Annotated in this window: 23 protein-coding genes and 3 tRNA genes; all 26 read left to right on the plus strand. The window is 35.7% G+C overall.

All coding sequences use genetic code 11. The annotated features are described in order from the left end of the window. Positions 1–161: 161 nt before the first annotated feature. A complete protein-coding gene (locus KHA87_RS18230) occupies positions 162–1,061 on the plus strand; it encodes a mechanosensitive ion channel family protein (RefSeq protein WP_249310605.1) in 900 nt (299 codons plus the stop codon). 3 nt (positions 1,062–1,064) lie between these two features. Continuing rightward, on the plus strand, positions 1,065–1,262 hold the full coding sequence (locus tag KHA87_RS18235; protein WP_213095620.1) for a DUF951 domain-containing protein: 198 nt from the start codon (positions 1,065–1,067) through the stop codon (positions 1,260–1,262). 206 nt (positions 1,263–1,468) lie between these two features. Continuing rightward, on the plus strand, positions 1,469–2,569 hold the full coding sequence (ychF, locus tag KHA87_RS18240) for a redox-regulated ATPase YchF (RefSeq protein WP_213095621.1): 1,101 nt from the start codon (positions 1,469–1,471) through the stop codon (positions 2,567–2,569). 288 nt (positions 2,570–2,857) lie between these two features. Beyond that, a complete protein-coding gene (gene rpsF, locus KHA87_RS18245; RefSeq protein ID WP_213095622.1) occupies positions 2,858–3,145 on the plus strand; it encodes a 30S ribosomal protein S6 in 288 nt (95 codons plus the stop codon). Positions 3,146–3,205: 60 nt separating this feature from the next. After that, a complete protein-coding gene (gene ssb, locus KHA87_RS18250; protein ID WP_213095623.1) occupies positions 3,206–3,706 on the plus strand; it encodes a single-stranded DNA-binding protein in 501 nt (166 codons plus the stop codon). Positions 3,707–3,737: 31 nt separating this feature from the next. After that, the gene (gene rpsR / locus KHA87_RS18255; protein WP_213095624.1) at positions 3,738–3,977 is read left to right on the plus strand and encodes a 30S ribosomal protein S18; all 240 of its coding nucleotides are present in this window, start codon (positions 3,738–3,740) and stop codon (positions 3,975–3,977) included. 180 nt (positions 3,978–4,157) lie between these two features. After that, on the plus strand, positions 4,158–5,096 hold the full coding sequence (locus tag KHA87_RS18260; RefSeq protein ID WP_213095625.1) for a YybS family protein: 939 nt from the start codon (positions 4,158–4,160) through the stop codon (positions 5,094–5,096). A gap of 39 nt (positions 5,097–5,135) precedes the next feature. Further along, positions 5,136–7,112: a DHH family phosphoesterase gene (locus KHA87_RS18265; RefSeq protein ID WP_213095626.1), complete on the plus strand. Its 1,977-nt coding sequence runs from the start codon at positions 5,136–5,138 to the stop codon at positions 7,110–7,112. Then, positions 7,109–7,558, plus strand: coding sequence for a 50S ribosomal protein L9 (gene rplI, locus KHA87_RS18270; RefSeq protein ID WP_213095627.1), 450 nt, complete (start codon positions 7,109–7,111; stop codon positions 7,556–7,558). The genes KHA87_RS18265 and rplI overlap by 4 nt, the downstream gene beginning before the upstream one ends. Positions 7,559–7,832: 274 nt before the next feature. Beyond that, on the plus strand, positions 7,833–9,197 hold the full coding sequence (gene dnaB / locus KHA87_RS18275; protein ID WP_213095628.1) for a replicative DNA helicase: 1,365 nt from the start codon (positions 7,833–7,835) through the stop codon (positions 9,195–9,197). 235 nt (positions 9,198–9,432) lie between these two features. Then, positions 9,433–10,719 carry an adenylosuccinate synthase gene (locus KHA87_RS18280; RefSeq protein ID WP_213095629.1) on the plus strand — a complete coding sequence of 429 codons (1,287 nt, stop codon included), beginning with the start codon at positions 9,433–9,435 and terminating at the stop codon, positions 10,717–10,719. Positions 10,720–11,010: 291 nt separating this feature from the next. Beyond that, positions 11,011–11,086: transfer RNA gene (locus tag KHA87_RS18285), tRNA-Lys, on the plus strand. Positions 11,087–11,121: 35 nt separating this feature from the next. Then, positions 11,122–11,198 (plus strand) — tRNA-Asp (locus KHA87_RS18290). Between the two features lie 319 nt (positions 11,199–11,517). After that, positions 11,518–11,590, plus strand: a tRNA-Phe gene (locus KHA87_RS18295). Positions 11,591–11,954: 364 nt separating this feature from the next. Then, entirely contained in the window at positions 11,955–13,424 is a 1,470-nt protein-coding gene (locus KHA87_RS18300; RefSeq protein ID WP_213095630.1) for a M23 family metallopeptidase, read from the plus strand. A 305-nt stretch (positions 13,425–13,729) separates the two neighbouring features. Beyond that, on the plus strand, positions 13,730–14,437 hold the full coding sequence (gene yycF / locus KHA87_RS18305) for a response regulator YycF (protein WP_213095631.1): 708 nt from the start codon (positions 13,730–13,732) through the stop codon (positions 14,435–14,437). Positions 14,438–14,441: 4 nt separating this feature from the next. Beyond that, positions 14,442–16,256, plus strand: coding sequence for a cell wall metabolism sensor histidine kinase WalK (gene walK, locus KHA87_RS18310; protein WP_213095632.1), 1,815 nt, complete (start codon positions 14,442–14,444; stop codon positions 16,254–16,256). Further along, positions 16,253–17,569, plus strand: coding sequence for a YycH family regulatory protein (locus tag KHA87_RS18315; protein WP_213095633.1), 1,317 nt, complete (start codon positions 16,253–16,255; stop codon positions 17,567–17,569). The genes walK and KHA87_RS18315 overlap by 4 nt, the downstream gene beginning before the upstream one ends. Next, the gene (locus KHA87_RS18320) at positions 17,556–18,446 is read left to right on the plus strand and encodes a two-component system regulatory protein YycI (protein WP_213095634.1); all 891 of its coding nucleotides are present in this window, start codon (positions 17,556–17,558) and stop codon (positions 18,444–18,446) included. Before KHA87_RS18315 ends, KHA87_RS18320 begins: the two co-directional genes overlap by 14 nt. Before the next feature lie 16 nt (positions 18,447–18,462). Further along, on the plus strand, positions 18,463–19,257 hold the full coding sequence (locus KHA87_RS18325) for an MBL fold metallo-hydrolase (protein WP_213095635.1): 795 nt from the start codon (positions 18,463–18,465) through the stop codon (positions 19,255–19,257). Positions 19,258–19,585: 328 nt separating this feature from the next. Beyond that, positions 19,586–20,827 (plus strand): S1C family serine protease, encoded by a 1,242-nt coding sequence (locus KHA87_RS18330; RefSeq protein ID WP_283249470.1) that lies wholly within the window; start codon positions 19,586–19,588, stop codon positions 20,825–20,827. Between the two features lie 307 nt (positions 20,828–21,134). Further along, positions 21,135–21,614 (plus strand): 23S rRNA (pseudouridine(1915)-N(3))-methyltransferase RlmH, encoded by a 480-nt coding sequence (gene rlmH / locus KHA87_RS18335; protein WP_213095637.1) that lies wholly within the window; start codon positions 21,135–21,137, stop codon positions 21,612–21,614. A gap of 646 nt (positions 21,615–22,260) precedes the next feature. Next, positions 22,261–22,827: an RNA polymerase sigma factor gene (locus tag KHA87_RS18340; protein ID WP_213095638.1), complete on the plus strand. Its 567-nt coding sequence runs from the start codon at positions 22,261–22,263 to the stop codon at positions 22,825–22,827. Beyond that, complete coding sequence (locus KHA87_RS18345; RefSeq protein ID WP_213095639.1) at positions 22,802–23,572, plus strand: hypothetical protein; 771 nt, start codon at positions 22,802–22,804, stop codon at positions 23,570–23,572. Before KHA87_RS18340 ends, KHA87_RS18345 begins: the two co-directional genes overlap by 26 nt. Next, positions 23,553–24,437 (plus strand): ABC transporter ATP-binding protein, encoded by an 885-nt coding sequence (locus KHA87_RS18350; RefSeq protein ID WP_213095640.1) that lies wholly within the window; start codon positions 23,553–23,555, stop codon positions 24,435–24,437. Before KHA87_RS18345 ends, KHA87_RS18350 begins: the two co-directional genes overlap by 20 nt. Next, positions 24,424–25,542 carry an ABC transporter permease gene (locus KHA87_RS18355; protein ID WP_213095641.1) on the plus strand — a complete coding sequence of 373 codons (1,119 nt, stop codon included), beginning with the start codon at positions 24,424–24,426 and terminating at the stop codon, positions 25,540–25,542. Before KHA87_RS18350 ends, KHA87_RS18355 begins: the two co-directional genes overlap by 14 nt. Positions 25,543–26,220: the final 678 nt, after the last annotated feature.

The raw sequence follows: 26,220 nt of genomic DNA on the forward strand, positions 1-26,220 counted from the left end.
ATGGTATTAACAGTATACGGAGGAAAGTATTTTTCTATACATAGAGTAGGGAAAATTTAGAAAAATAATATATTTATCGAAATATATACTTACATACAAAAACGTATGGAATGCTGATAAAATAGATACTACTTTATGTGTGACGGGAGGTTAGTGATTACTTGAATTATATAGAGAAAATATTAAATAGAGTTGCTAATAAATGGTTAAATGAGGAAACTTGGATTCACATTGGGGAAACCGTTCTGAAAATAATTATGGTATTTGTAGTAGCGTCCATAGTGATTAAAGTTGGCAAAGCAGCGATACGAAATATTTTTAAGGTACGTTCAAAATCACTACTTCGTATTTCCGAAAGACGTGAAAATACATTATTAAAATTACTAGAAAACATCCTGACATATGTTGTTTATTTCGTAGCATTAATTACCATTCTCTCATTACTATCCATTGACGTAAAAGGTCTTCTTGCTGGAGCAGGTATCGTTGGACTTGCAGTAGGGTTTGGGGCACAAAGTCTTGTTCGTGATGTAATTTCTGGATTTTTTATTATTTTTGAAGATCAATTTTCTGTAGGGGATTATGTTGGTATAGGTAATTATATTGGAACTGTCGAGGAAATTGGGCTTCGAATAACGAAGATTAAAAGTTGGACTGGTGAGTTACATATCTTTCCGAATGGTAGGATAACAGAGGTGACTAACTACTCCATACATAATAGTATCGCAGTAGTTGATATAAATATCCCTTATGATGGAAATATTGTAAAGGCTGAGAAAGTTATAGAGGAATTATTGCCGAGAGTGTCAAATAAATATGAAGAAATTGTTAATCATCCCGAATTGCTAGGAGTTCAGCAATTAGGAACTTCTGATGTAACTTTAAGAGTCATTGCAGAAACAAAGCCGATGAGTCATTGGCATATTGCCCGTTGTTTACGGAAGGAAATAAAAATGGTATTAGACGATAATGGAATAAAAGCACCGTTTCCGAAACTTGTTATGTATTCTCGAAATGAAGAAGCGGACTTTCATAATCATCATATTCGTAGGGGGGAGTAGAAAATGGAACCAAAAGAATTTGCACTAAATGATATTGTTGAAATGAAGAAACAACACCCATGTGGAACGAACCGTTGGAAAATAATACGGATGGGAATGGATATCCGAATCAAATGTGAGGGATGCGGTCATAGCGTAATGATACCTCGCAAGGAATTTGCAAGGAAAATGAAGAAGGTTTTAGTGAAGCATGAAGAATAACATTCATGCTTCATTTTATGCAACATAACTAATTAGACTATAGAACAGTTGCTGAAAGTACCATGAATTTTTTATTGGAATTTAAATCTAATAAATAATTGAAGCGCTTGCGCTTTTCTGTGATAATCCATATAATTGTGAAAGGTTTAAATTTAGAAAGCAAGTAGATTAATTATATAAATAGTTTTTTAGGGGAGTGACCAATTATGGCGCTTACAGCCGGTATTGTAGGGTTGCCGAATGTAGGTAAATCTACATTATTTAATGCTATAACAAAAGCTGGTGCAGAATCAGCAAACTATCCATTTTGTACAATTGATCCAAACGTTGGAATCGTGGAAGTTCCAGATGAACGTTTAAATAAATTAACAGAACTTGTACAGCCTAAGAAAACAGTACCCACTGCATTTGAGTTCACTGATATTGCCGGTATTGTCAAAGGTGCAAGCAAAGGGGAAGGCTTGGGAAATAAATTTCTTTCTCATATTCGCCAAGTCGATGCCATTTGCCATGTAGTACGTTGTTTTGCCGATGGAAATATTACTCATGTTTCAGGAAAAGTTGACCCAATCGATGATATTACAACCATTAATCTTGAATTGATTCTAGCAGATCTTGAATCAGTAGAGAAACGAATTGGCCGTGTAGAAAAGCTTGCAAAGCAAAAAGATAAGGATGCTGTAGCAGAATATGAAGTATTAGCAAAACTTAAAGAGGCATTTGAGGCCGATAAGCCGGCACGATCTGTAGAATTTACCGAAGAACAATTAAAGCTTGTGAAAGGATTGCATCTACTAACCAGTAAGCCAGTTTTATATGTGGCTAATGTTGGAGAAGATGAGGTTGCTGATCCATCCGATAATGAATATGTCCAAAGGGTACGTGAATTTGCTAAGAATGAGGATGCAGAAGTAATTGTTATTTGTGCAAAGATTGAAGAAGAAATTGCTGAGCTGGAAGATGACGAGAAGGTAATGTTTTTGGCAGAACTGGGCATTAAAGAATCTGGTCTTGATCAACTAATTAAAGCTGCTTATAGTTTACTTGGACTAGCTACTTATTTTACTGCAGGCGTACAAGAAGTTCGCGCATGGACATTTAGAAAAGGAATGAAAGCTCCTCAATGTGCAGGTATCATTCATTCAGACTTTGAAAAAGGATTTATCCGTGCGGAGACTGTTTCGTATAATGATTTAATGACTGCCGGCTCTATGAACGCAGCCAAAGAAGCGGGCAAGGTTCGTCTTGAAGGAAAGGAATATCTTGTTCAAGATGGAGACGTAATGCATTTTAGATTTAATGTTTGACGCAAAGTACTTTGTATACTAAATAGAGACTGGCAGTGCATAGCACTGTCTTTTTCATTTCATGATTGTTGGGATTTATCTCAAAACAACTTTACAAGAACAAATGTTTGTACTATTATGAAAATAAGCTTGTAAAATTATTAAGGATGCAATAAGTGTAACAGCAACAAGCATTGCAATTAGATGATTGTTGTGTTATACTTTGTACTTGTGAGTAATGAGCGTATATATACATTGCTCCTTGCCCTTATTAAAGGGCCGTATAGTCCATAAGGAGGTGACAGAAAGATGAGAAAGTACGAAATTATGTACATTATCCGTCCAAATATTGAGGATGAAGCTAAAAAAGCATTAGTTGAGCGTTTTGATAACGTATTAACAACTCAAGGTGCGGAAATCATCGAATCTAAAGACTGGGGCAAGCGTCGTCTTGCGTATGAAATTGAGGACTTCCGTGACGGTTATTACCGTTTAGTGAAAGTTTCTTCAAACCCAGAAGCGGTTCAAGAATTTGACCGTCTTGCAAAGATTAGCGGAGACATTATCCGTCACATTGTCGTTAAAGAAGAAGAATAATATTATAGATATTTTTTGTGTTTCACGTGAAACATAAGCTAAGGGAAGGGGTTGATTCTGATGATGAACCGTGTTGTTTTAGTTGGTCGATTAACGAAAGACCCGGAATTGCGTTATACTCCGAGCGGGGTAGCGGTTGCTACATTTACACTTGCTGTAAATCGTACTTATACGAATCAGCAAGGGGAAAGAGAAGCTGACTTTATTAATTGTGTAATATGGCGAAAACCAGCAGAAAACGTAGCTAATTTCCTGAAAAAGGGAAGCTTAGCTGGTGTTGATGGTCGTTTGCAAACTCGTAATTATGAGGGACAAGATGGTAGACGTGTGTATGTTACAGAAGTTGTGGCAGAAAGTGTTCAATTCTTAGAGCCTAGAAGTTCAGCTCCTGATCGAAATAACAGCAATGATTTTCATGGCGGTGGTCAGAGAAATCAAAACAATCCATTCAGTCAAAATCAGAATCAACAACGAAACCAAGGCTATACTCGTGTAGATGAAGATCCATTTTCTAATGATGGTCAACCGATTGACATATCTGATGATGATCTTCCGTTTTAATACAAATTTTGAATAGAAGGAGGGAAACAAAATGGCAGCAGGTGGACGTAGAGGCGGACGTAAACGCCGTAAAGTGTGTTTTTTCACAGCAAACGGAATTACACACATCGATTATAAAGATGTAGATTTACTTAAAAAATTCATCTCTGAGCGCGGGAAAATCCTTCCTCGCCGTGTAACAGGTACAAGCGCAAAATACCAACGTAAATTAACGATTGCTATTAAGCGTGCTCGTACAATGGCATTACTACCATATGTTTCTGGTGAATAATATAAAAAAGCTATTGGTCAATGGCCAATAGCTTTTTATATATGTTTTTTATTTTACATATAGTCCATAAGTGTGTCATACCATCCTCCTGCACTCTTTTCATCAATACTATATCTTATGGTAAAATATAGCTAGGATTATTTGTTTATGGGTATTTAGAAAGGGGTAAGTGGTGAAATAGTGAAAAGTGTGAAAGTAATTACTGAAGGGGCATTGTTGCTTACCATTTATATTGTTTTATTATTAGCTTTTTTATATATTCCGGTCATCTATGTAATAGCAGCGATGTTTCTTGTTCTTCCATTTCTTCTATATAGTGCAAAGCATCCTTTAAAATATTCTTTTGTTTTTTTCGTTACCAGTATACTTATTTCCGCTTTGCTGGGAACAGTGCTATCTATTCCAGCTACATTCATTTTTGGAACTACAGGAATGGTAATGGGATATTGCGTACAAATGAAGAAATCGAAAGCTACTATTTTCGTTGCTTCCAGCTTAACCTTTTTAATTGATTTGGTCCTCGGATATGTTATTGCGGCAAGGTTTTTCCATTTTAATATTTTGCAGCAAATGGTCAAATATCTTCGGACATCTTTCGAACAAACTGCCGAAATATTAAAGGCGATAGGGCAGGAACAAAATAATCAAGCATTAGAGCGGTTAAACGAAATCATTACCATAATTCAAACCTTATTCCCAGCTTTATTAGTAATCATGTCTTTTATGTTTGTTTGGCTATTTATTGTTATTAATTTCCCTATTGCCAAACGTCTGCGAGTTCAAGTACCAAAATGGCAGCCTTTTCATAAATTACAGCTGCCGAAAAGTTTATTGTGGTATTATTTAATTACAATGTTATTAACCTTTTTTATTCATCCAAAAACAGGAAGCTTTTTAGCAGCTGCATTATTAAATCTATCATCTTTATTGCAAATCTTAATGCTTCTTCAAGGCTTTTCTTTAATAGCTTATTTTGGAAACATCAAAAAGTGGCCAAAAAGTCTTTTTATATTAATCATTTGTGTAGCTTTCTTATTTCCTCCATCGATGTTTATTATTTTGATGTTAGGTATAATGGATGTAGGTATGGATATACGAAAAAAACTAATGGGAAAATAATTTTTTTGATTAAACTTTTCACTTAAAGGAGCTGAAAAAATGCCTTCTTATTTTAGTAAGCGGATGGTTCGATATCCGTTGTATGGTTTGATCGCGGTTTCGTTAGCCCTTTTAGGTGTTGTTGCGATTTTTTATTGGTGGATTTCTGCAATTGCAATTATTTTATTAGGAGTCTTATTTTATTTCGCATTTGTATTTGAAAAAAAAGAACATTTAGAGGTAGAGGAATATATTTCTACCCTTTCCTACCGTGTTAAACGTGTCGGAGAAGAGGCATTAATGGAAATGCCAATTGGGATAATGCTGATTAATGATGATTATTTTATTGAATGGACAAATCAATTTATGGCCTCCTGTTTTGATGAGGATACCCTAGTAGGAAGATCATTGTATGATGTTGCAGAAAATTTGGTGCCAATGATTAAGCAGGAAATAGATTCCGAGACAGTAACAATAAATAGTCGTAATTATCGGGTGATATTGAAATCGGAGGAACGCCTTCTCTACTTTTTTGATGTCACAGAACAAATGGAAATTGAAAAACTCTATTTAGAAGAACGCCCTGTTATTTCTATTATCTTTTTAGATAATTATGATGAACTGACCCAAGGAATGGAAGACCAGACGCGAAGCAGCCTCAATAATTTAGTTACATCCATCCTTAATAAATGGGCAACTGAATATGGGATTTTTATGAAGAGAATATCTTCCGAACGTTTTTTAACCATTTTTAATGAAAAAATATTATGGGATCTCGAAAAAGATAAGTTCTCTATTCTAGATGAAGTAAGGGAAACGACGGCAAAGCAAAATGTGCCATTAACTTTAAGTATTGGAGTTGGTGCAGGGATATCTGCATTACCTGATCTTGGTTCTCTTGCGCAATCTAGCTTGGATATTGCACTCGGTCGCGGTGGAGACCAAGTTGCTATGAAACAGTTAAACGGAAAAGTAAAATTTTATGGCGGTAAAACGAATCCTGTTGAAAAAAGAACACGGGTAAGAGCCCGAGTTATTTCACATGCATTAAGAGAATTAATGCTTGAAAGTGATAAAGTTATCGTAATGGGCCATAAGTATCCGGATATGGATGCGATTGGTGCGGCAATAGGAATTCGTAAAGTAGCGCAAATGAATCAAAAGGAAGCTTATATTGTAATTAATACTTCAGAAATTGATACGGGGGTAACTCGATTAATAGAAGAAGTAAAGCAGCAGCATCCTGAAATGCATGCTCGCTTTATTTCGCCAGATGATGCCTTAGAAATGGCAACTGAGGATTCACTATTGGTCATTGTAGATACTCATAAGCCATCCTTTGTCATAGAGGAAAGACTTATTAAAAAAATTGATAATGTAGTGGTAATTGATCATCATCGCAGAAGTGAGGATTTTATAAAAAACCCTCTTTTGGTCTATATGGAGCCATATGCATCTTCAACCTCCGAACTAGTCACGGAATTACTTGAATATCAACCGAAAAATGAAAAAATAAACATGCTGGAAGCAACAGCTTTATTGGCTGGGATTATAGTTGATACAAAAAGCTTTACATTAAGAACCGGTTCTAGAACTTTCGATGCAGCATCCTACTTACGAACTCTCGGTGCAGATACGATCTTAGTCCAAAAGTTCTTAAAAGAGGATATTAATACCTATGTAAATAGAGCAAAGCTTATCGAGGGAGTACGTATTTATGCAAATGGTATTGCGATTGCAAAGGGCGATGATGAAAGGAAAACCGATCCTGTAGTTACAGCACAGGCAGCAGACACATTATTGACAATGGATGGTATTAACGCATCCTTTGTGATAACCAAACGATCCGAAAACGAAATAGGAATCAGTGCACGTTCCTTGGGAAAAGTAAATGTTCAAGTTATAATGGAAGCATTAGGAGGAGGCGGGCATTTATCAAATGCAGCAGCCCAATTAAAAGATGTGACTATAAATCAAGCTGAACAAAAACTAATACAGGCAATTGATGAATATTTGGAAGGGAGCACGAAATCATGAAAGTGATCTTTTTGAAAGATGTAAAAGGGAAAGGAAAAAAAGGAGAAACAAAAAATGTAGCTGATGGTTATGCTCATAATTTCCTTTTAAAACAAGGATTAGCAGTAGAAGCAACCCAAGCTAATTTAAAAGGTCTAGAAGCGCAAAAGAAAAAAGAGCAGCAGCTAGCCCAAGAAGAATTGGAAGACGCAAAAAAATTAAAGGAAGTCATTGAAAAGATTACGGTTGAGCTTAAAGCAAAATCCGGAAATGGTGGAAGATTATTTGGCTCCATTACTAGTAAGCAAATATCTGAGGAGCTTAAGAAAAAGCATAATATTCAAATTGATAAACGTAAAATGGAGTTAAATGACGCGATACGTTCTTTAGGCTATACAAAAGTTCCTGTAAAATTACATTCTGATGTAACAGCAACTTTGAATGTGCATGTAACAGAAGAAAGTTAAAATTGCCAGCTTCATAAACGATTAGAACGTGTTAAAATGTTATAGTAGAATGATTGATTGGATGTTTATTCTACATCCAAAATATTAATGTGGTCTTTCCTTTGATCACATTTTTTTGTTTAAAGTGTAGTAAAAATGATAATGTTACTATGAATACCACGTTTGGTGGGTCATTCTTATTAATATTGGTTCGAAATGAACGAGTCATACATTAGAGTATTTTATTATTTACATTAACCACTTTTTCACGAGGTTGATTAGGGGGTATGGATAAATGAGTGATTTATTTGCAGATCGTATGCCTCCGCAAAACATTGAGGCAGAGCAAGCTGTATTAGGGGCCGTATTCCTTGAACCTTCTTCCCTAATTACGGCATCCGAGGTTCTGATTCCGGAGGATTTCTATCGAAACTCACATCAGTTGATTTTTCGTGTATTTTTGAAGCTAAATGACAGCGGAAAAGCTGTTGATTTAGTCACCGTAGCAGAGGAATTAGCAGCTTCAAAGCAGCTCGAGGATGTAGGAGGCATTAGTTATTTAAGTGAACTGGCAGGTTCCGTTCCAACAGCTGCAAATATTGAATATTATGCTAGAATCGTTGAGGAGAAGTCTTTACTTAGAAGACTGATTCGTACAGCTACGACCATTGCAACAGACGGTTATTCGAGAGAAGATGAGGTTGATGAACTTCTTAGTGAAGCTGAAAGAAGTATTATGGAGGTTGCAAATCGCAAAAATGCCGGGGCATTCCATGATATTAAGGATGTTCTTGTACGTACCTATGATAATATTGAGCTGCTTCACAATCGAGTAGGGGACATAACAGGTATTCCGACTGGTTTTGCCGAGCTTGATAGAATGACAGCAGGCTTTCAACGGAATGACTTGATTATTGTAGCAGCCCGTCCATCGGTAGGGAAAACAGCCTTTGCGCTAAATATTGCTCAAAACGTAGGAACTAAGGCCGGAGAAAATGTAGCTATTTTTAGTCTTGAGATGGGTGCGGAACAGCTCGTTATGCGTATGCTTTGTGCGGAAGGTAATATTAATGCGCAAAATTTAAGGACTGGTTCCTTAACTGATGAGGATTGGAGAAAACTAACCATGGCAATGGGGAGTTTATCAAACTCAGGTATTTTTATTGATGATACACCAGGTATTCGAATTAATGAAATTCGTTCCAAATGCCGAAGATTGAAGCAAGAACATGGACTTGGCATGATTTTAATAGATTATTTGCAATTGATTCAGGGTAGCGGCAGATCAAACGAAAACCGTCAGCAAGAGGTTTCAGAAATATCTCGTTCGTTAAAAGCATTAGCTCGTGAGCTACAGGTTCCAGTTATTGCTTTATCACAGTTATCCCGTGGGGTAGAACAGCGCCAGGATAAACGACCAATGATGTCGGATATCCGTGAATCAGGAAGTATTGAGCAGGATGCGGATATTGTTGCCTTCTTATATCGTGATGATTATTATGACAAGGAAACAGAGAATAAAAATATCATCGAAATTATTATCGCAAAACAACGTAATGGCCCAGTTGGAACTGTGTCTTTAGCCTTTGTAAAGGAATATAATAAGTTTGTGAATTTGGAAAGAAGATTTGACGAATCCGGAATCCCAGCCGGAGCATAGATGAAAAGAGAAATTGGTATTAAGCCAGTTTCTCTTTTTTTTGGTTCTTCTAAAACTATGTTGTTATTAGAAGGTGAATCTTTTTAATAGATAGAAATAAATTAATTACGAATAAATATATAATAATAATCTTATAATGTTCGTGTTTTGGTTGACTTTTTCATTGTAATTGGTAAAATAGGTATGTTGAAAAACGAAGACCGTGAATAATTAAAAATCTCGGAGGTGCTTTAAATTGTCTTCAGTAGTTGTAGTTGGAAGTCAATGGGGAGATGAAGGAAAAGGAAAGATTACAGATTTTCTTTCTGAAAATGCAGAAGTAATTGCCCGCTATCAAGGTGGAAATAATGCCGGACATACAATTCGCTTTGATGGTGAAACATATAAACTTCATCTGATTCCGTCCGGAATTTTTTATAAAGATAAAATAAGTGTTATTGGAAATGGGATGGTTGTTGATCCAAAGGCACTTGTCGAAGAGTTAAAGTACCTTCATGATAAGGGTGTTAAAACGGATAATCTCCGTATAAGTAATCGCGCACATGTCATTCTTCCTTATCATTTAAAAATAGATGAGGTTGAAGAAGAGAGAAAAGGCGCAAATAAAATTGGTACAACGAAAAAAGGGATTGGCCCAGCTTATATGGATAAGGCTGCGCGAATTGGTATCCGTATTGCTGATTTATTAGACCGCGAAGTATTTGAAGAAAAGCTGGCTCGTAATTTAGAAGAAAAGAATCGATTACTAGAGCGAATCTATGAAACAGAGGGCTTTAAATTAGAGGATATTTTGGATGAATATTATGAGTATGGCCAACAATTCAAACATTATGTTTGTGATACCTCTGTAGTGTTAAATGATGCGCTGGATGAGGCGAAAAGAGTTTTATTTGAAGGTGCTCAAGGTGTAATGTTAGATATTGATCAAGGGACATATCCTTTTGTTACCTCATCTAATCCAATTGCAGGAGGCGTAACGATTGGATCTGGTGTTGGACCAACCAAGATTAATCATGTTGTTGGGGTTGCAAAGGCTTATACATCACGAGTAGGCGACGGACCATTTCCTACTGAATTGAAGGATGAGATCGGTGATCGAATCCGTGAAGTTGGCCGTGAATATGGAACTACAACTGGAAGACCTCGCCGCGTAGGCTGGTTTGATAGCGTTGTTGTCCGTCATGCTAGAAGAGTAAGCGGCCTAACAGATTTGTCACTGAACTCCATCGATGTTTTAACAGGAATTGATACAGTAAAGATTTGTGTAGCATATAAGTATAATGGGCAGATTATCGAAGAATTCCCTGCAAGCTTAAAGATTTTAGAACAATGTGAGCCAGTATATGAGGAACTTCCTGGCTGGAAAGAAGATATTACAGGATGTAAATCATTAGATGAACTCCCTGCAAACGCACGCCATTATTTAGAACGTGTTTCTCAGCTAACAGGAATTCCACTTTCTATTTTTTCTGTTGGTCCAGATCGTTCACAAACGAATGTTATATACAGTGTTTGGAGATAGCAATAACAAGCTGATTTCATGCATGAAATCAGCTTGTTTATTTTTTTTGTAGAAAATTGCTGAAATATGTTGCCAAATTCAAAAATAGTATGCTAATATAGAACATGTTGTTGCGATAAAAGAAAACGATCCATTAGCTCAGTTGGTAGAGCACGATGACTACGCTTCAAAGGGATACATCCAGCGTACAGCTTGAACTGCTGCTTGATTAAGCTTACTAAAAGCTGGACGTCGTAGATGCAAACAATGTAAAAAAGTCAGCAACAATAGTATTACTTAAAATTATATTTCGAGCCATTAGCTCAGTCGGTAGAGCATCTGACTTTTAATCAGAGGGTCGAAGGTTCGAGTCCTTCATGGCTCACCATTTTAATTGTTTACAAAACAGACTTGAAAAAATTTGGTCCGGTAGTTCAGCTGGTTAGAATGCCTGCCTGTCACGCAGGAGGTCGCGGGTTCGAGTCCCGTCCGGACCGCCATTTTTATTTAAGAGACCATTACATATGACACGGTAGCTCAGTCGGTAGAGCACGATTGAATACGCTGCGAAGCAAGGCATCAGCGTACCAGTCGAACTGCTGCTTGAATAGTTCTTCTGAGACTGGGACGAAGGTAATAATAATCAAATTTTAGGAACTATATACTAATATGGCTCGGTAGCTCAGTCGGTAGAGCACGATCGAATACGCTGCAAAGCAAAGGGCATCAGCGTACCAGTCGAACTGCTGCTTGAATAGTCTTTTGAAGACTGGGACGAAGGTAACAATAATCAAATTTTAGGAACTATATACTTAATATGGCTCGGTAGCTCAGTCGGTAGAGCAAAGGACTGAAAATCCTTGTGTCGGCGGTTCGATTCCGTCCCGAGCCATCTCCAAAAAGCACTGCGATGACCAAGACTCTCGCAGTGCTTTTTTATAAATCATTATTTTGTAATGTGTCTGTAATATTTTGGGTAAATATTACCATTTCTAACCCAAATAATAAGAACAGACTTACAGTAGAAAAATCCTTTTTTTCTTTGATATTTATGGATTCTTTCGACAAAAATGGTTATAACACTGTATTTCTCGAAAAATAAAAAGGCTAATTTTGTAACTATTTATACAATTATGTTACATTACCATAAAATCCCCCTATTGAACTATAATTTTATGTTATCGTATAAAAGTGTAAAATTATTTGAATATTTATACCTAGTATAAAAGAACTGAATGGTATTAGGGGGATTTATAATGAATTGGAAAAGGATAAATCTGAGATTTGCTTCCAATTTCCAAAAACTTAATAACACAAAGACTATGAATTTATTAAAGGTAACTGCGATTGCAACTCTAGTTTTCTCAACCCTAACCTTCACTAACATTTCTACTAATGCAGAAACAGGAATTAAAACTGTTTATCATGTCTATATAAATCAACAATATATTGGTACCGTTTCGGATAAAGAAATAATTGAAAAGCTGGCTAATGAAAAAATAAATAATGCTCAAAATCAATTTGAAAATGATCAAATTAACATAGAAAATGAAATTACATATATACCAGAACAAGTCTTCCGTCCACAAACAAATGATGATGAAGCAGTGCAAAAAGCTTCTGAGCTGTTTACGGTAAAATCAGATGCAACAGCTATTGTCATTGATGGCAAGCCGACCGCGTATGTCCGAGATGAACAAGAGGCAAACGAGGTTATAGAAAATATAAAGCTACATTATGTATCAAAAAAAGACCTTGCTGCCATTCAAGAGCAAAAGGAACTACAGCAACCTTTACCGCCATTGAAAAAGAAACAGTCTCGTATATTAGACGTTAATCTTGATGAAAAAGTTTCAATTCAAAAGGATGAAGTTGCTCCTAATCAAATTTTATCGGTGGATCAAGCGGTTGACTATTTGTTAAAGGGAACCTTAAAGGAAAAAAAATATACCGTTAAAGATGGTGATGTTTTAGGGCAGATCGCTATAGACCATCATTTGAAGCAAAAGCAGATCTTAGAAATGAATCCTGGCATTAAAGAGGATTCACTAAAAATTGGACAGGAACTAAAAGTTACTGCATATGTGCCTTTAGTTCATGTAATAGTACAGAGAGAAACATACAAAGTAGAGAAGGTACCATATAAAAAGGAAATCATCGAAGATAAAACAATGTTTAAAGGTGATTCAAAAGTAAGACAAAAGGGTCAAAATGGAAAAAGTGAGATTACGTATATTGTGACAGAGGAAAATGGAACGGTCACAAAGAAAGATATACAAAAGGAAAAGGTTATTAAAAAGCCTGTAAAATATATAGTAGTACAAGGAACAAAGGTTATTCCTTCAAGGGGATCTGGTTCATTATCATGGCCAACAAATGGCGGATACGTTTCTAGCAGAATGGGGTACCGTTGGGGAAAACTTCATAAAGGAATTGATATTGCAAGGCCAAGTGACCGGACGATCAAAGCAGCCGATAATGGAGTTGTTGTCGAAGCAGGATGGGATAGCGGCGGTTATGGAAATATGATAAAAATTGACCATCGAAATGGATACGTTACAATTTATGGTCATTTAAGCTCGATTAATGTATCTGTTGGACAAACGGTTTCTAAAGGTTCCAGCATTGGCATTATGGGAGATACAGGAGATTCGACAGGAATTCATCTTCACTTTGAACTTCATGTAAATGGTAGTCTGAAAAACCCTCTTGATTATTTACGATAAATGTTTCAATGAATACCTCTAGGTTAGCTAGAGGTATTTAATTTTGTATTTTACCAATGGTGAAGGTACAGGTTGCATACCTTATCCAAGTGATGGGTTAATTGGAAAGAGCATTTACCGCAAAATAGATGAATTAAAGATGATAAAATGATACATTAAAATAGAGGAATTGTAGCAAAAATATAGAAAGAATATTGTTAATGTTAGTAGGTACAGTTTGCTTCCTCTAAAGATATAGACCACAAGGTGTTATACCGCATAAATATAGATTAGATTTATTATTTTATTTCGAGGAGAGTACGAAAATGGATAAGAAAATTTTAGTTGTAGATGATGAAAAGCCAATTGCAGATATACTCCAATTTAATCTTCAAAAGGAAGGTTATACGGTTTATTGTGCTTATGACGGTGAAGAAGCTCTAAAGATGGTAGAAGAAGTCCAACCAGACCTTTTAATACTAGATATTATGATTCCAAAACGTGATGGTATGGAAGTTTGCCGAGAAGTTAGAAAGAAATATGAAATGCCGATTATTATGTTAACGGCGAAGGATTCTGAAATTGATAAAGTTTTGGGACTAGAGCTCGGTGCTGATGATTATGTAACAAAACCTTTCAGTACGCGTGAACTAATTGCACGTGCCAAAGCAAATTTAAGACGCCACCAAGCTGTTGCTACATCCGAGGAAGAGGAAGAAAACAGCGAAATCACCATTGGATCGCTTGTTATTCATCCCGATGCCTATGTAGTATCCAAGCGTGGCGAAACAATTGAATTGACTCATCGTGAATTTGAACTTCTTTACTATTTAGCGAAGCATATTGGACAGGTAATGACACGTGAACACTTGCTACAAACTGTTTGGGGCTATGATTATTATGGCGATGTAAGAACAGTGGATGTAACGGTTAGACGTCTTCGAGAGAAAGTAGAGGATAATCCAAGCCATCCAGCGTGGATCGTAACAAGAAGGGGAGTAGGTTACTACTTGCGGAATCCTGAACAGGAGTAATGTAATGAAAAAAGTTGGTTTTTTGCAATCTATTCATTTGAAGTTTGTATTAATTTATATTTTATTAATCTTGTTTGCCATGGAGATCATTGGTGTTTACTTTGTAAATAAGCTAGAGGATAAGCTTGTAAAAAACTTTAAAGACTCCATTGAACTGCGAGCAGATACAATGAAATACAGCCTTTCGGAGGTATTGAAGGATAAGGAAGATCAAGATTCTTCCACCAAGATTAAAAAGATATTATCCGGAAATATTGGCTCCGATATTGCAGAAGTAAGAGTGATAAATAATCGAAGTGTAATTTTAGGTACTTCTGATTCCGATAATCAAGGATTGGTTGGGCAGAAGACGACGGACACTTTAGTCAAATTAGCTATAAGCACAGAAGAGAAACAGGATAAAATTTATTTTGACAGTTCCTCTAGAAAAAGGATTTGGGTACTGACATCTCCTATTACATCTAACGGGAAAATATACGGATATATATATTTAGTGACAAAAATTGAATCTGTATATAATCAGTTAGATGAAATCAACAACATTTTTACAACAGGTACTGCGATTGCAGTTGTGTTAACAGCTATTTTAGGGATTGTATTAGCTCAAACCATCACAAGACCGATAGCCGATATGAGAAGGCAAGCAATGGCGATGGCAAAAGGGAACTTCTCCCGGAAGGTTAAGATATACGGGAATGATGAAATAGGACAGCTCGCCTCTTCCTTTAACCACATGACCAAAAAGCTTCAAGAGGCTCAAGCAACAACAGAGGGTGAACGAAGGAAATTAACTTCTGTATTATCTTATATGACAGATGGTGTGATAGCCACAGATCGCAGAGGGAGAGTTATCCTTATTAATGATGCTGCAACTGAAATGATAGATGTTTCACGTGAAACAGTTCTTTCTCAAAACTTAGTTGATGTACTGGGAATAAAAGATGATCACAATTTTGAGGATTTGCTGCATGAACAAGAGTCTATTATTTTGGACTTTAGCACAGAAGAAGAACCATATATTTTAAGAGGAAATATTTCTGTTATACAAAGCGAAACAGGCTTTGTAAGTGGTCTTATCATTGTGCTTCATGATATTACGGAGCAAGAAAAAATTGATATGGAACGCAGGGAATTCGTAGCAAATGTATCCCATGAATTGCGGACACCGTTAACAACAATGAGAAGCTATTTGGAAGCATTAGCGGATGGTGTATGGCAGGACAAGGAAATAGCTCCGCGCTTTTTAAGCGTCACACAAAATGAAACAGAGCGTATGATTCGTATGGTAAATGATTTATTTAAGCTATCCAAGATGGATAGAGAGGATGATCCATTAAATAAAGATTGGATAAACTTTATCGAATTCTTTCATCATATCATTGACCGTTTTGAAATGACCAAACCGGAACATATTACTCTTAAACGAAAGCTTCCGAATGAAGCATTATTTGTAGAGTTAGATGAAGATAAAATGACACAGATTCTAGATAATATCATTTCGAATGCGATTAAATACTCACCAGAAGGTGGGCAAATAACGTTTAGAGTAAAGGCACAGGAAGAAACTATCGATATAAGTATTTCTGATCAAGGTTTAGGGATACCAAAGGATAAGCTTAAGAAAATTTTTGAACGGTTTTATCGTGTGGACAAGGCACGTACACGTCAAATGGGCGGAACTGGCCTGGGACTCGCCATTGCCAAGGAAATGGTGGAAGCACATGGTGGTACGATTTCTGCAAAAAGTGTTGAAGGAAAAGGGACAACTATCACGATATCCCTTCCATTCGACCGTTCATTAGAGGATGATTGGTCATGAAATTTGAAACAGTAAAAACCATTATTTTGTCCTTATTGGTTGCTGGAAGCATATATTTAACTTGGTCTATTTGGACATACAAGCCAGGTTATGATCCGATTAGTAAGGATGTTATCAATACCCCGATTTCAGATGTAAAAAAAATTCAGGATATCATTAAACCTAATAAAATTTTGCTGCATCAAAATCATACTCATCTAGGTACGGTAGATGATACGGAAATAGAGCGTGTTATTAAGGAGCTTCAGAAGTGGCATTTCTTTGATATTGGAAATCAAAAAACATTCAGTGAAACGGAGCTTCGTTATTTTATTCAAGAGGATAATCATATGGAAATTGACTTTCCAAATCGTATCCCGTTTGAAGTCTATAAGGCAATTCTTCAAATTAATAAAAAACAAACATCCAATGTATATTTTGACCGCATTGTTATCGATTTTGAAAAGGGCACTCAAAAAGAACGGAATGTTTATTTTATCGATACGGAAAACCGGAAAATTGCAAGCTCATCCATTAGTATTAATGAGATTCAATCGTTTTGGAATAAAACAAAACAGAAACAAAGCGAATATCAGCCATATGAATCGATTGAGCTTGGAAGAAATCACTATACATTTGTGCCGAAGTCCCAGACACAAATGTGGAGCTATAAATTTTCGGTGAAGGATAAGGATGAACTAGAAAGCTTTAAGAAAAGATTATTTAGCGACCCTAATTCTGTTCAAAAAAGTGAGTCAACAGATAAAATAGAATATATTAATAGCACTAGCTTGATGAAAGCCGATTTGAAAAATAATATGCTATACTTTGTAAATCCTTCATCGGAGAATCTTTCCTATACATCTGATCCAAGAATTCTTTTAAAACAAAGCATCGACTTTGTTAATGATCATGGCGGTTGGACAGATGAATACCGATATTTTGATTTAGATAATAGTAATCATGAGGTTATTTTCCGATTGTATATGGACGGGTATCCTGTTTTCAATTCGGAGGATATGGCGGAGATTCAGCAATTTTGGGGAGATAACGATATTTTTCAGTATCAGCGACCATATGTATCTCTTCTTGACGTTCCGGTAAATACTCCGTCTAAAAAGTATCTTGAATCCGGGAAGACAGTTTTAAAGGATCTATTAGCTAATTCAAATGTCCGGAAAGATGACATTCAGGATCTTGCTATAGGCTATCAATTACAGAAGGATCCAAAAACATCAGATGTCCTTTCCTTTGAACCAAAGTGGTATTGCCTTTATCAAGGTACTTGGTCCCCAGCCTCTGAGATAGGGAGGGTTCAAAATGGAATGGAGTAAAACAAAAACAATGTTTATTATTGTTTTCTTAATACTTGATCTCTTTTTGGCAACCCAGTTGTTTAATAAGTATTCAAAAAGTCAATACGATGTCATTCAAAACGCTTCGGATGAAGATCGATTAAAAGCGGATGAAATAACATATGATAGACTTCCAACAGACAAGATAAGAAGCCAATATTTAAGGGCTAAATCAAAAATATTTACGAGTAAAGATATCAAAAGGCTCGTAAATCAATCCGCCTTAATTACAAAGGATGGAACAGATATTACTTCATATTTTAATAAACCTATTGCCATTTCCGGAAAAATAGATAAGACTTCGATAGACAAGGTCTTGAAGGATAAGAATATCTTATATAATGACCAGTATACCTTTTGGAAATATGATAAAGACATGAAGCAAATAAATTACATTCAAACTTATAAGGACATGCCAATTTTTAAAAATATAAGTGGTCATATCATTTTTTATCTGAACGATAAAAATGAAATTGTTTCTTATGAGCAAACATTGTTGAACATAGAGGATGAGGTAAAGGAAGGGGATGTTTGGGCAGCCATTAAAGCCATTGATACCCTCCATAATAAAGGGATGCTAAAACGGAAAAGCAAGATTCTAGAGCCTGAATTAGGTTACTATACGCGGATACAATCATCAGAGCTACAATTACTAGTTCCTACATGGTATTTTGCGGTAGTAAATGACGGCAAAACAGAGGACTTTTTCGTTGATGCATTTGAAGGACAAGTCTTCGAAATGAATGATAACGGTAATTTAGATGATCCGAATTCTAATGATGGTACACAGTTAAAGGAGAAGCCAAATATAAAAGGCGACCTTAAGGCTAAACAAAATGAACCAGGAGATTATTAATACAGGAGTGAAATAGATGAGCCTGCATTTTAGTGTGCTTGCCAGTGGAAGCACAGGAAATGCGACATATGTTGAAACAAATGAACACGCTTTTTTGGTTGATGCCGGCTTCAGCGGGAAGCAAATGGAAGCTTTGTTTCAAAAAATTGATCGCAAACTTGAGAATCTGAACGGAATACTTGTTACACATGAACATAGTGACCATATTAAAGGCGTGGGCGTTCTAGCCAGGAAATATAAGCTGCCAGTGTATGCAAATCAGAAAACATGGGCTGCAATGGATGGATTAATAGGCGATATTCCAGTAGATCAAAAATTTACATTTGATATGGAGGATGTAAAATCATTTGGTGGCTTAAGTATAGAATCATTTGGTGTTTCACACGATGCTGCGGAACCGATGTTTTACATCTTTCATGAAGGAGATAAAAAAATAGTATTAATTACGGATACTGGCTATGTAAGCGACCGAATGAAAGGCATTATCTCCAATGCAAATGTCTATATATTTGAAAGTAATCACGATGTTCAAATGCTCCGGATGGGAAAATATCCTTGGAATATAAAAAGGCGTATTTTAAGTGATGTTGGCCATGTTTCGAATGAGGATGCAGCTATTGCCATGAGCGATGTTATTGGAGATAAAACGAGGCGCATATATTTATCCCATTTGAGCTTGGACAATAATCTAAAAGATTTAGCAAGAATGAGTGTAACACAAACATTGCAATCAAGGGGCCTGATTGTGGGGGAATCCTTCGATCTATTTGATACAGATCCAAAAATTCCAACCCCATTAACAGCGGTTTAAATAATTTTTCATAGATAAATAGTTTTGGGACTTAAACAATGTTGCTCTTGTGAAAAACAATCCGATGCTTTTGTTGAGTATAAATAAAAGATCCTCCGAATCTAAGGCTATATTAGAATTAATACATTATACGAAAACAGCTATTGGAAATGATAAGGTGGAGAGGTTAATCCGTTTGGTTTGCTCTCCGCCTTTTTTATTTATTTCTAAAAATATAAATTGGTAATTCTTAAGCTGTTTTAATTAATTTTTAATAAATGCTGATTATAATATTAGCATATATAGGTAAAATAATATGAGCCGATCTTTGGAGAAAGGAATGATTGATATGGGTTATTATGATCAGGACGACCACGGACAAAGCCGTTATAGAAACGAAAAAGGCAATAAAGGCGGATACTTAATTTCCAGCTTAATTGGAGTTATTATAGGTGCCCTTATTGTACTGCTTGTTTTCCCTAATTTCGGTGGAAAGACCAATCAAAACACTCAAGAGGAGTCAACAACCGCTTTTACCAACAAAAATAATGTTCAAGGGAAGAATGTATCTCTTAATGTTACAACCGATATTACAAAAGCTGTCGGCATAGCAGAAAAGGCTGTAGTTGGAATCTCTAATATTCAATCACAGGGCTTTTGGAGTCAAGACAACGGAATGAGTGGTGGCAAAAAGTCTACCCAACAAGAGGCAGGTTCCGGATCAGGTGTGATTTATAAAAAAGCAAATGGAAAAGCCTACATCGTAACAAATAACCACGTTGTAGAAGGGGCTGATCAGCTTGAAGTGACACTATCGGATGGAACAAAGCTACCTGCAAAGTTATTAGGTAGTGATGTTTGGACAGACTTAGCTGTAGTCGAAGTAGATGGTTCAAAAGTATCTACAATCGCTCAATTTGGAGATTCTGATAAATTAAAGCTTGGGGAGCCGGTTATTGCTATTGGTAACCCACTAGGGGAACAATTTGCGGGATCCGTTACACAAGGAATTGTTTCCGGTATTAATCGTACAGTGCCGGTGGATATTAATAATGATGGTGTTGAGGATTGGTCGTCAGAAGTTATTCAAACAGATGCTGCTATCAACCCGGGAAATAGCGGTGGAGCACTCATTAATGTTGCAGGCCAAGTAGTTGGAATTAACTCAATGAAAATCGCGCAGGAAGCGGTGGAAGGTATCGGATTCTCTATACCAATTAATTATGCCGAGCCAATCATTACAAAGCTTGAGAGGTTTGGAAAGATCACTAGACCTTCTATTGGAGTACAGTTACAGGATGTCAGTGATATTCCGGCTTATCACCAACAAGAAACATTGCATCTACCAAAGAATGTTACCGATGGAATTATGATTGAATCAGTTGTCCCTCATTCTCCTGCTGCTGCTGCAGGTTTAAGAGAACTCGACGTAATTACGGAATTAGATGGTCATAAAGTACGTAATACTCTAGAGTTAAGAAAATATTTATACGATAAAAAGCAACCAGGAGATACAATGATTATTAAGTTCTATAGAAGCGGAAAATTACAAGAAGTAACCGTTAAATTATCAAATGAATCAAGAATGTAATCGGTTGTGGATAAATACAGGAGATAATATCTCCTGTATTTTTTTTGTGGATGAATCATTTGTGTTATTATTGGTGTGATATTAAGGGAAAATTTCATTTTTAGGTAAAAAGGGTGAGATTTTGTCCAAAATTCAATAAATATTAAAGTGAAACTGGGACTATATTACTTATCCACAGCTGTGTATAGGTTAATATATATTGTGGAGAACAAATATTCCTACACAAAATGTGGATAGAAATTGTGGATATGTGGATAAGTTCTGTGGATATCTTGTTTGTAATCTGTTTGTAAAGTGGGGATTAATTGTGAATATCTCAATAATTGCAGTTGGAAAACTGAAAGAAAAGTATTTAAAACAAGGAATTGATGAATATTTAAAAAGATTAACAGCATATGCAAAAGTGGAAATTATCGAGGTTCCAGACGAAAAAGCGCCCGAAGTCTTAAGCGAAATCGAAATGGAGCAAGTGAAACAAAAAGAAGGAGAGCGAATCCTGTCCAAAATTACCCAAGATACTTATGTAATTGCCTTGGCGATACAGGGGAAAATGAAAAGTTCCGAGGAATTGGCTGACGATTTGGACAAGCTCGCAACATATGGGAAGAGCAAAATAGCATTTGTGATTGGTGGATCACTAGGACTAAGTTCGGAGGTCTTGTCACGGTCTAATGAGCGTTTATCTTTTTCGAAGATGACACTTCCACACCAGCTGATGCGGTTGGTGCTGGTGGAGCAAGTGTATCGGGCGTTTCGGATTAATAGGGGGGAACCGTATCATAAATAGAGGCAAAAAAATTGGAAGATAAGGCGGCAGTTTTTCCTTTGAATCAAAATTTGAAGAGGAATTTACTTCTGAACAAAAAACAAAGCAAAAAGTAATTGTAGATTTAGAAGATTATGGTGAAGAAGATTACTTTTAGGTCCGCAAATAGTACAAATTGACGGTGTACCTATTTGCCTTGGTGCCAATTTCCGCATCCATATTTATCACCTTTACACAGTCTGCTCTTATCGCTTTAGGGAAGAATCATGCAACATACTTATTGAAACATAGAGTTTTGATTAGTTGTAGGAATCGATTGTCTGTTAAGAATTGTCTTTTATTTAACTATTTATGGAAACAGGAAATTCGATAATCAAGATAATATTATGAACAACAATAGATCTAAATCCTTTGTAGTTATTTCTTTGGTTCTTAATATTCACTGACGGAAAGAAAAAGAGCGATCATTAAATGAAAATTAAAGCTATGACAGACAAGTAGAGGTAACCTGAATTAAAATAGAAATTACTTAAAATGAACACATGTATAGATAACAGTGTGTTCATTTTTTGTGTTATTTAAAAATGGAAAGCTTTATAAAATTATTTTTAAAACTTTAAAACTATTTCATTTGAAAAATCGTTAATGTATGCAGAGAGGTGAAAATATGATGACAGATCAAGAACTAGTTGATGACATTATAAATGGATCCCAATCGGCTATGGAGGTACTAGTAAAACGACACTATTCTCTTGTTTATGCTTATATGTATCGAAAGACGAATAATAAAGATACGGCTTATGATTTAACTCAAGAGATTTTCATTAAAATGTTATCTAAAATCAAGTTGTATTCGAGCTCAGGCGAGTTTGCGCACTGGCTTTTAAAAATCGCGACAAATCATTTCCGTGACTATATAAAAAGCCGTTCCTTCGTTTCCTCCCAAATGGAAAGTGAATATGAGGATACACATACCAATCACCAAACCAATGTTACCTATCTATATGAAAAGAACCAGGAACGGGAGGAAATTAGCCAAGCCTTAAACCAACTGTCGGTAGTTCAAAAAGAGGCAATATTACTCAAGTACTTTCACGATTTAAAAATCAAAGAAATTGCTGAGATAACCTCTGCAAATGAATCAACCGTAAAATCACGGTTGAAGCAGGGGCTTCAAAAATTAAGCATCCTACTAAGGAGGGAACAGAATGAAACGAATTCCAAACGATTATGAAATGGATGATCATGAGATTTCAGATCTCTTAAAAAACTTCACGATTGAAACTCCAACAGAACATGAAATATCTAAAACGATTGAAGAATTGCGTTTTTATGTTCCAAAAAGAAGAAAAACAATTCAATCCTACTTATCGCAAACGTGGAATATGCTTTTTTACAGCTTCAATCCCGTTTTTATTTTTCTTTCACTAGTTGTTTATATAATTGGAATTGGTGTCAACTTAAATTCGAATTATAGCCCTTATTTTACGTTATTGGTGATTTCACCCACACCGTTTCTATTTGGCTTATTTGAGCTAGTGAAAGGAAGGGAACTAAAAATGTGGGAACTGGAACAAGCTTGTAAATATTCTGCTAAACAGCTTTTGTTAGCAAAGCTAACCTTGATCAGCGGGGTAAATATTGGGTTTAATATTCTTTTTTGCATACTGGCAGAGGTCACATCGGCTAACCTCGTCTTTTGGAAATTAACCGTTTTTTGGATTATTCCACTTTGTTTCGTTTCATCCATTTCATTGTTGTTATCGCTTAAATTCAGAGGGTGGAGTTCACTAGTGGTTCTTCCGGTTCTTTGGTTCGGAATTTCTTTTATGTTACAACAAATTCCTGGGGTTATGACTTTCTTTGAATCGGTGCATTGGACAGTTTATGCCTGTTTAATCCTATTCTCTGTTAGCATTTTTAATTGGCAAATAAGATTAATCAAAAGGGGAATTCACATTGAAGCTAACTATTCATAATTTATCAAAGGTATTTGGGGAAAAAATAGCTGTAAATCAAATCAATACAGAATTAACACCAGGAGTTTATGGTATTTTGGGTGCAAATGGTTGCGGAAAAACAACATTGATGAGGATGCTTGCTGGTATTTTACGTCCATCTTCGGGGGAAATATTATTTAACGGAACAAATATTCAGGTATTAGATGAACGATACCGTGACATTTTAGGCTACCACCCTCAGCATATAGGCTATTATCAAAATATTTCCGCCGAAAAACTATTGCTTTATATAGCAGCTCTTAAAGGTTTAGAGAAAACACAGGCGAAGAAGAAAGTGGAGGAACTATTAGGCTTGGTCAATTTACTGGAGCATCGTAATGTGAAAGTTGGGAAATTCTCTGGTGGTATGAAGCAACGTGTAGGTATCGCCCAGGCACTATTAAATGATCCCAAGGTATTAATTGTAGACGAGCCAACGGCGGGTTTAGATCCAAAAGAGCGAATTCGCTTCCGCAATTTATTATCACAAATTGCCTATGACCGAATTGTTCTCTTGTCAACACATATTGTTTCAGATATTGAATATATCGCTAAAGAGGTTTTGATATTGAAAAATGGCGAACTTATTCAAAAAAGTACTCCGCAAATGCTTTTGGCGGGGTTACGAGGAAAAGTTTGGAATGTTCAAAGCGAAGAAAGCAAAGTGCTTCATTTTCAAGAACATTACAAAGTAGGGAATATGGTTAAAAACATGGATGGTGTATCACTCAGAATTATTTCAGATGAGAAACCGTCTGCGAACGCGACTAAGGAAGTGCCAAATTTAGAAGATTTATATTTATATTATTTTGATGAAGAGGTAACCCGCTATGGAGTTAGTTAAATTTGAACTATATAAATTGTGTAAGCAAAAAATGAATTGGGTGGGTTTATTGCTTCTTTTCATTTTTCTGGGATTATCTATTTATTTAAATACAAATGGGGAAGCAGCCAAGGATTATGCCCTATATAAGGGTTACGAGGGAAAAATTAACCCACAGCTTGTTACAAAAAAACAACAGGAATTAACAGAAATGTTGAACGAAAATACAGATGGAATTTCAAAAAATGATTTGCAGAAAATACATGTTTTATCCGATTTTACACAAGCAGGGAACATGTTAGCAAACTATCATGAAGAAAAAAGCAACTTGGAAAAACAAATGAAAACTCTCAGTAAATCAAGCTATGAATATAGGGAAGCAAAATATAATTTAGAAAACCTAATTAAAATGGGAGAACCGCAGTTCTATTACATGAAGGCATGGGAGAATGTCACAAGTTATACCGACTTTATTGGAACATTGATCATATCAGTCATGATTCTGATTGGAATTTCCTCTATTTTTTCAAAGGAATACTCTACTGGAATGTATCAGTTTATATTAAGTTCTAAAAATGGTAGGAAAAAGATTGTAACAGCTAAACTAGTGGTTTCGTTTCTATATGTCATTATATTGACCTCTCTGTTTTTCTTAGCTTGTATAGTGATGAATCTATTGTTCTATGGGGACTATGGATATAACCATGCCATACGCAACCTTTCTGGATTTAATGGAACTTTATTAACGCTTAAAGTTTGGCAATACATTTTAATCGAATACTTCATTTATTTGTTTGGAGCTTTAGCTTTTTCCACCTTAGTCATGTTTATATCGTCCAAAAGCAAAAGTTCATTGTCAGGAATCATTTGGGGTGCAGCCATATTAGGATTACCTAATATACTAATACAGGTAACTTACGGTCAGTTTCATTGGCTCATGAACGCTTTGAACTTTTCCTACTCAGCGTTAATGTCGGTCATAACACTATTTTATACAGGTAATTTATATAATGTATTTGGACATCCCGTTCCTCTTGTCTACTTATCTGTACCGTTATTTGCCGTACTATCCATTCTCTTTATATACGGGACGTTCCATACCATTAGGAAAAAACAATTTATTTAATGAAGAGTGACAGGAAGAAAATTTTCTTTTGAAAGCAATTTAGAGCTGAAAATCTTTTGATTTCAGCTTTTTTTATCGAAAAAATACAGCGGGAAAATAACCACTAAAGGAATATATCTGCATTACAAAGAACCAAATTTTGAATACGTATATTCTTTGGAATTACTGCGCTAATAGAGTGTAAATGTTCTTTTTTTGTACACTGGAAATTATACTTTTCTGTTTAAAAAATCGAAAGCTTTATTTACTTTATGGTCAAAAACCGAAAGTTTAAACGTTATTGAAAAATTTTCGCTTATGTTCGCCATTCAAAAAAGACCCGCTTATCATAAGGAGTAAGGAGGAATTTAACATGTATAATGTCCTATCAAAACCTAGAAAACGCAGAGCAGTTGGATATTTGAGGGTAGATCTAAGGAACCAATCTTATCCGAAAAATCATCAGATAAGTTTAGTCAAACTATGATGAATAATTGAATGCAACTTTAAAACAATTTTTAGAATCTAAATATAATTATCAAAGTCTTTCGAATGTTCATCGCGTTATTAAGGAAGAGATTAAAAACAATAATAGATAGTAATAGGTAAGCTGGGAAATGAACAAACTTAACTCAACTTTAGCTCAATATTAAACGTTAAGTATGGAGGCTGTAATAGCTCAGGAGATAAAATGTAGAT

Source organism: Bacillus sp. FJAT-49736 (assembly GCF_018343615.1).
Taxonomy (GTDB): domain Bacteria; phylum Bacillota; class Bacilli; order Bacillales; family Bacillaceae_C; genus Margalitia.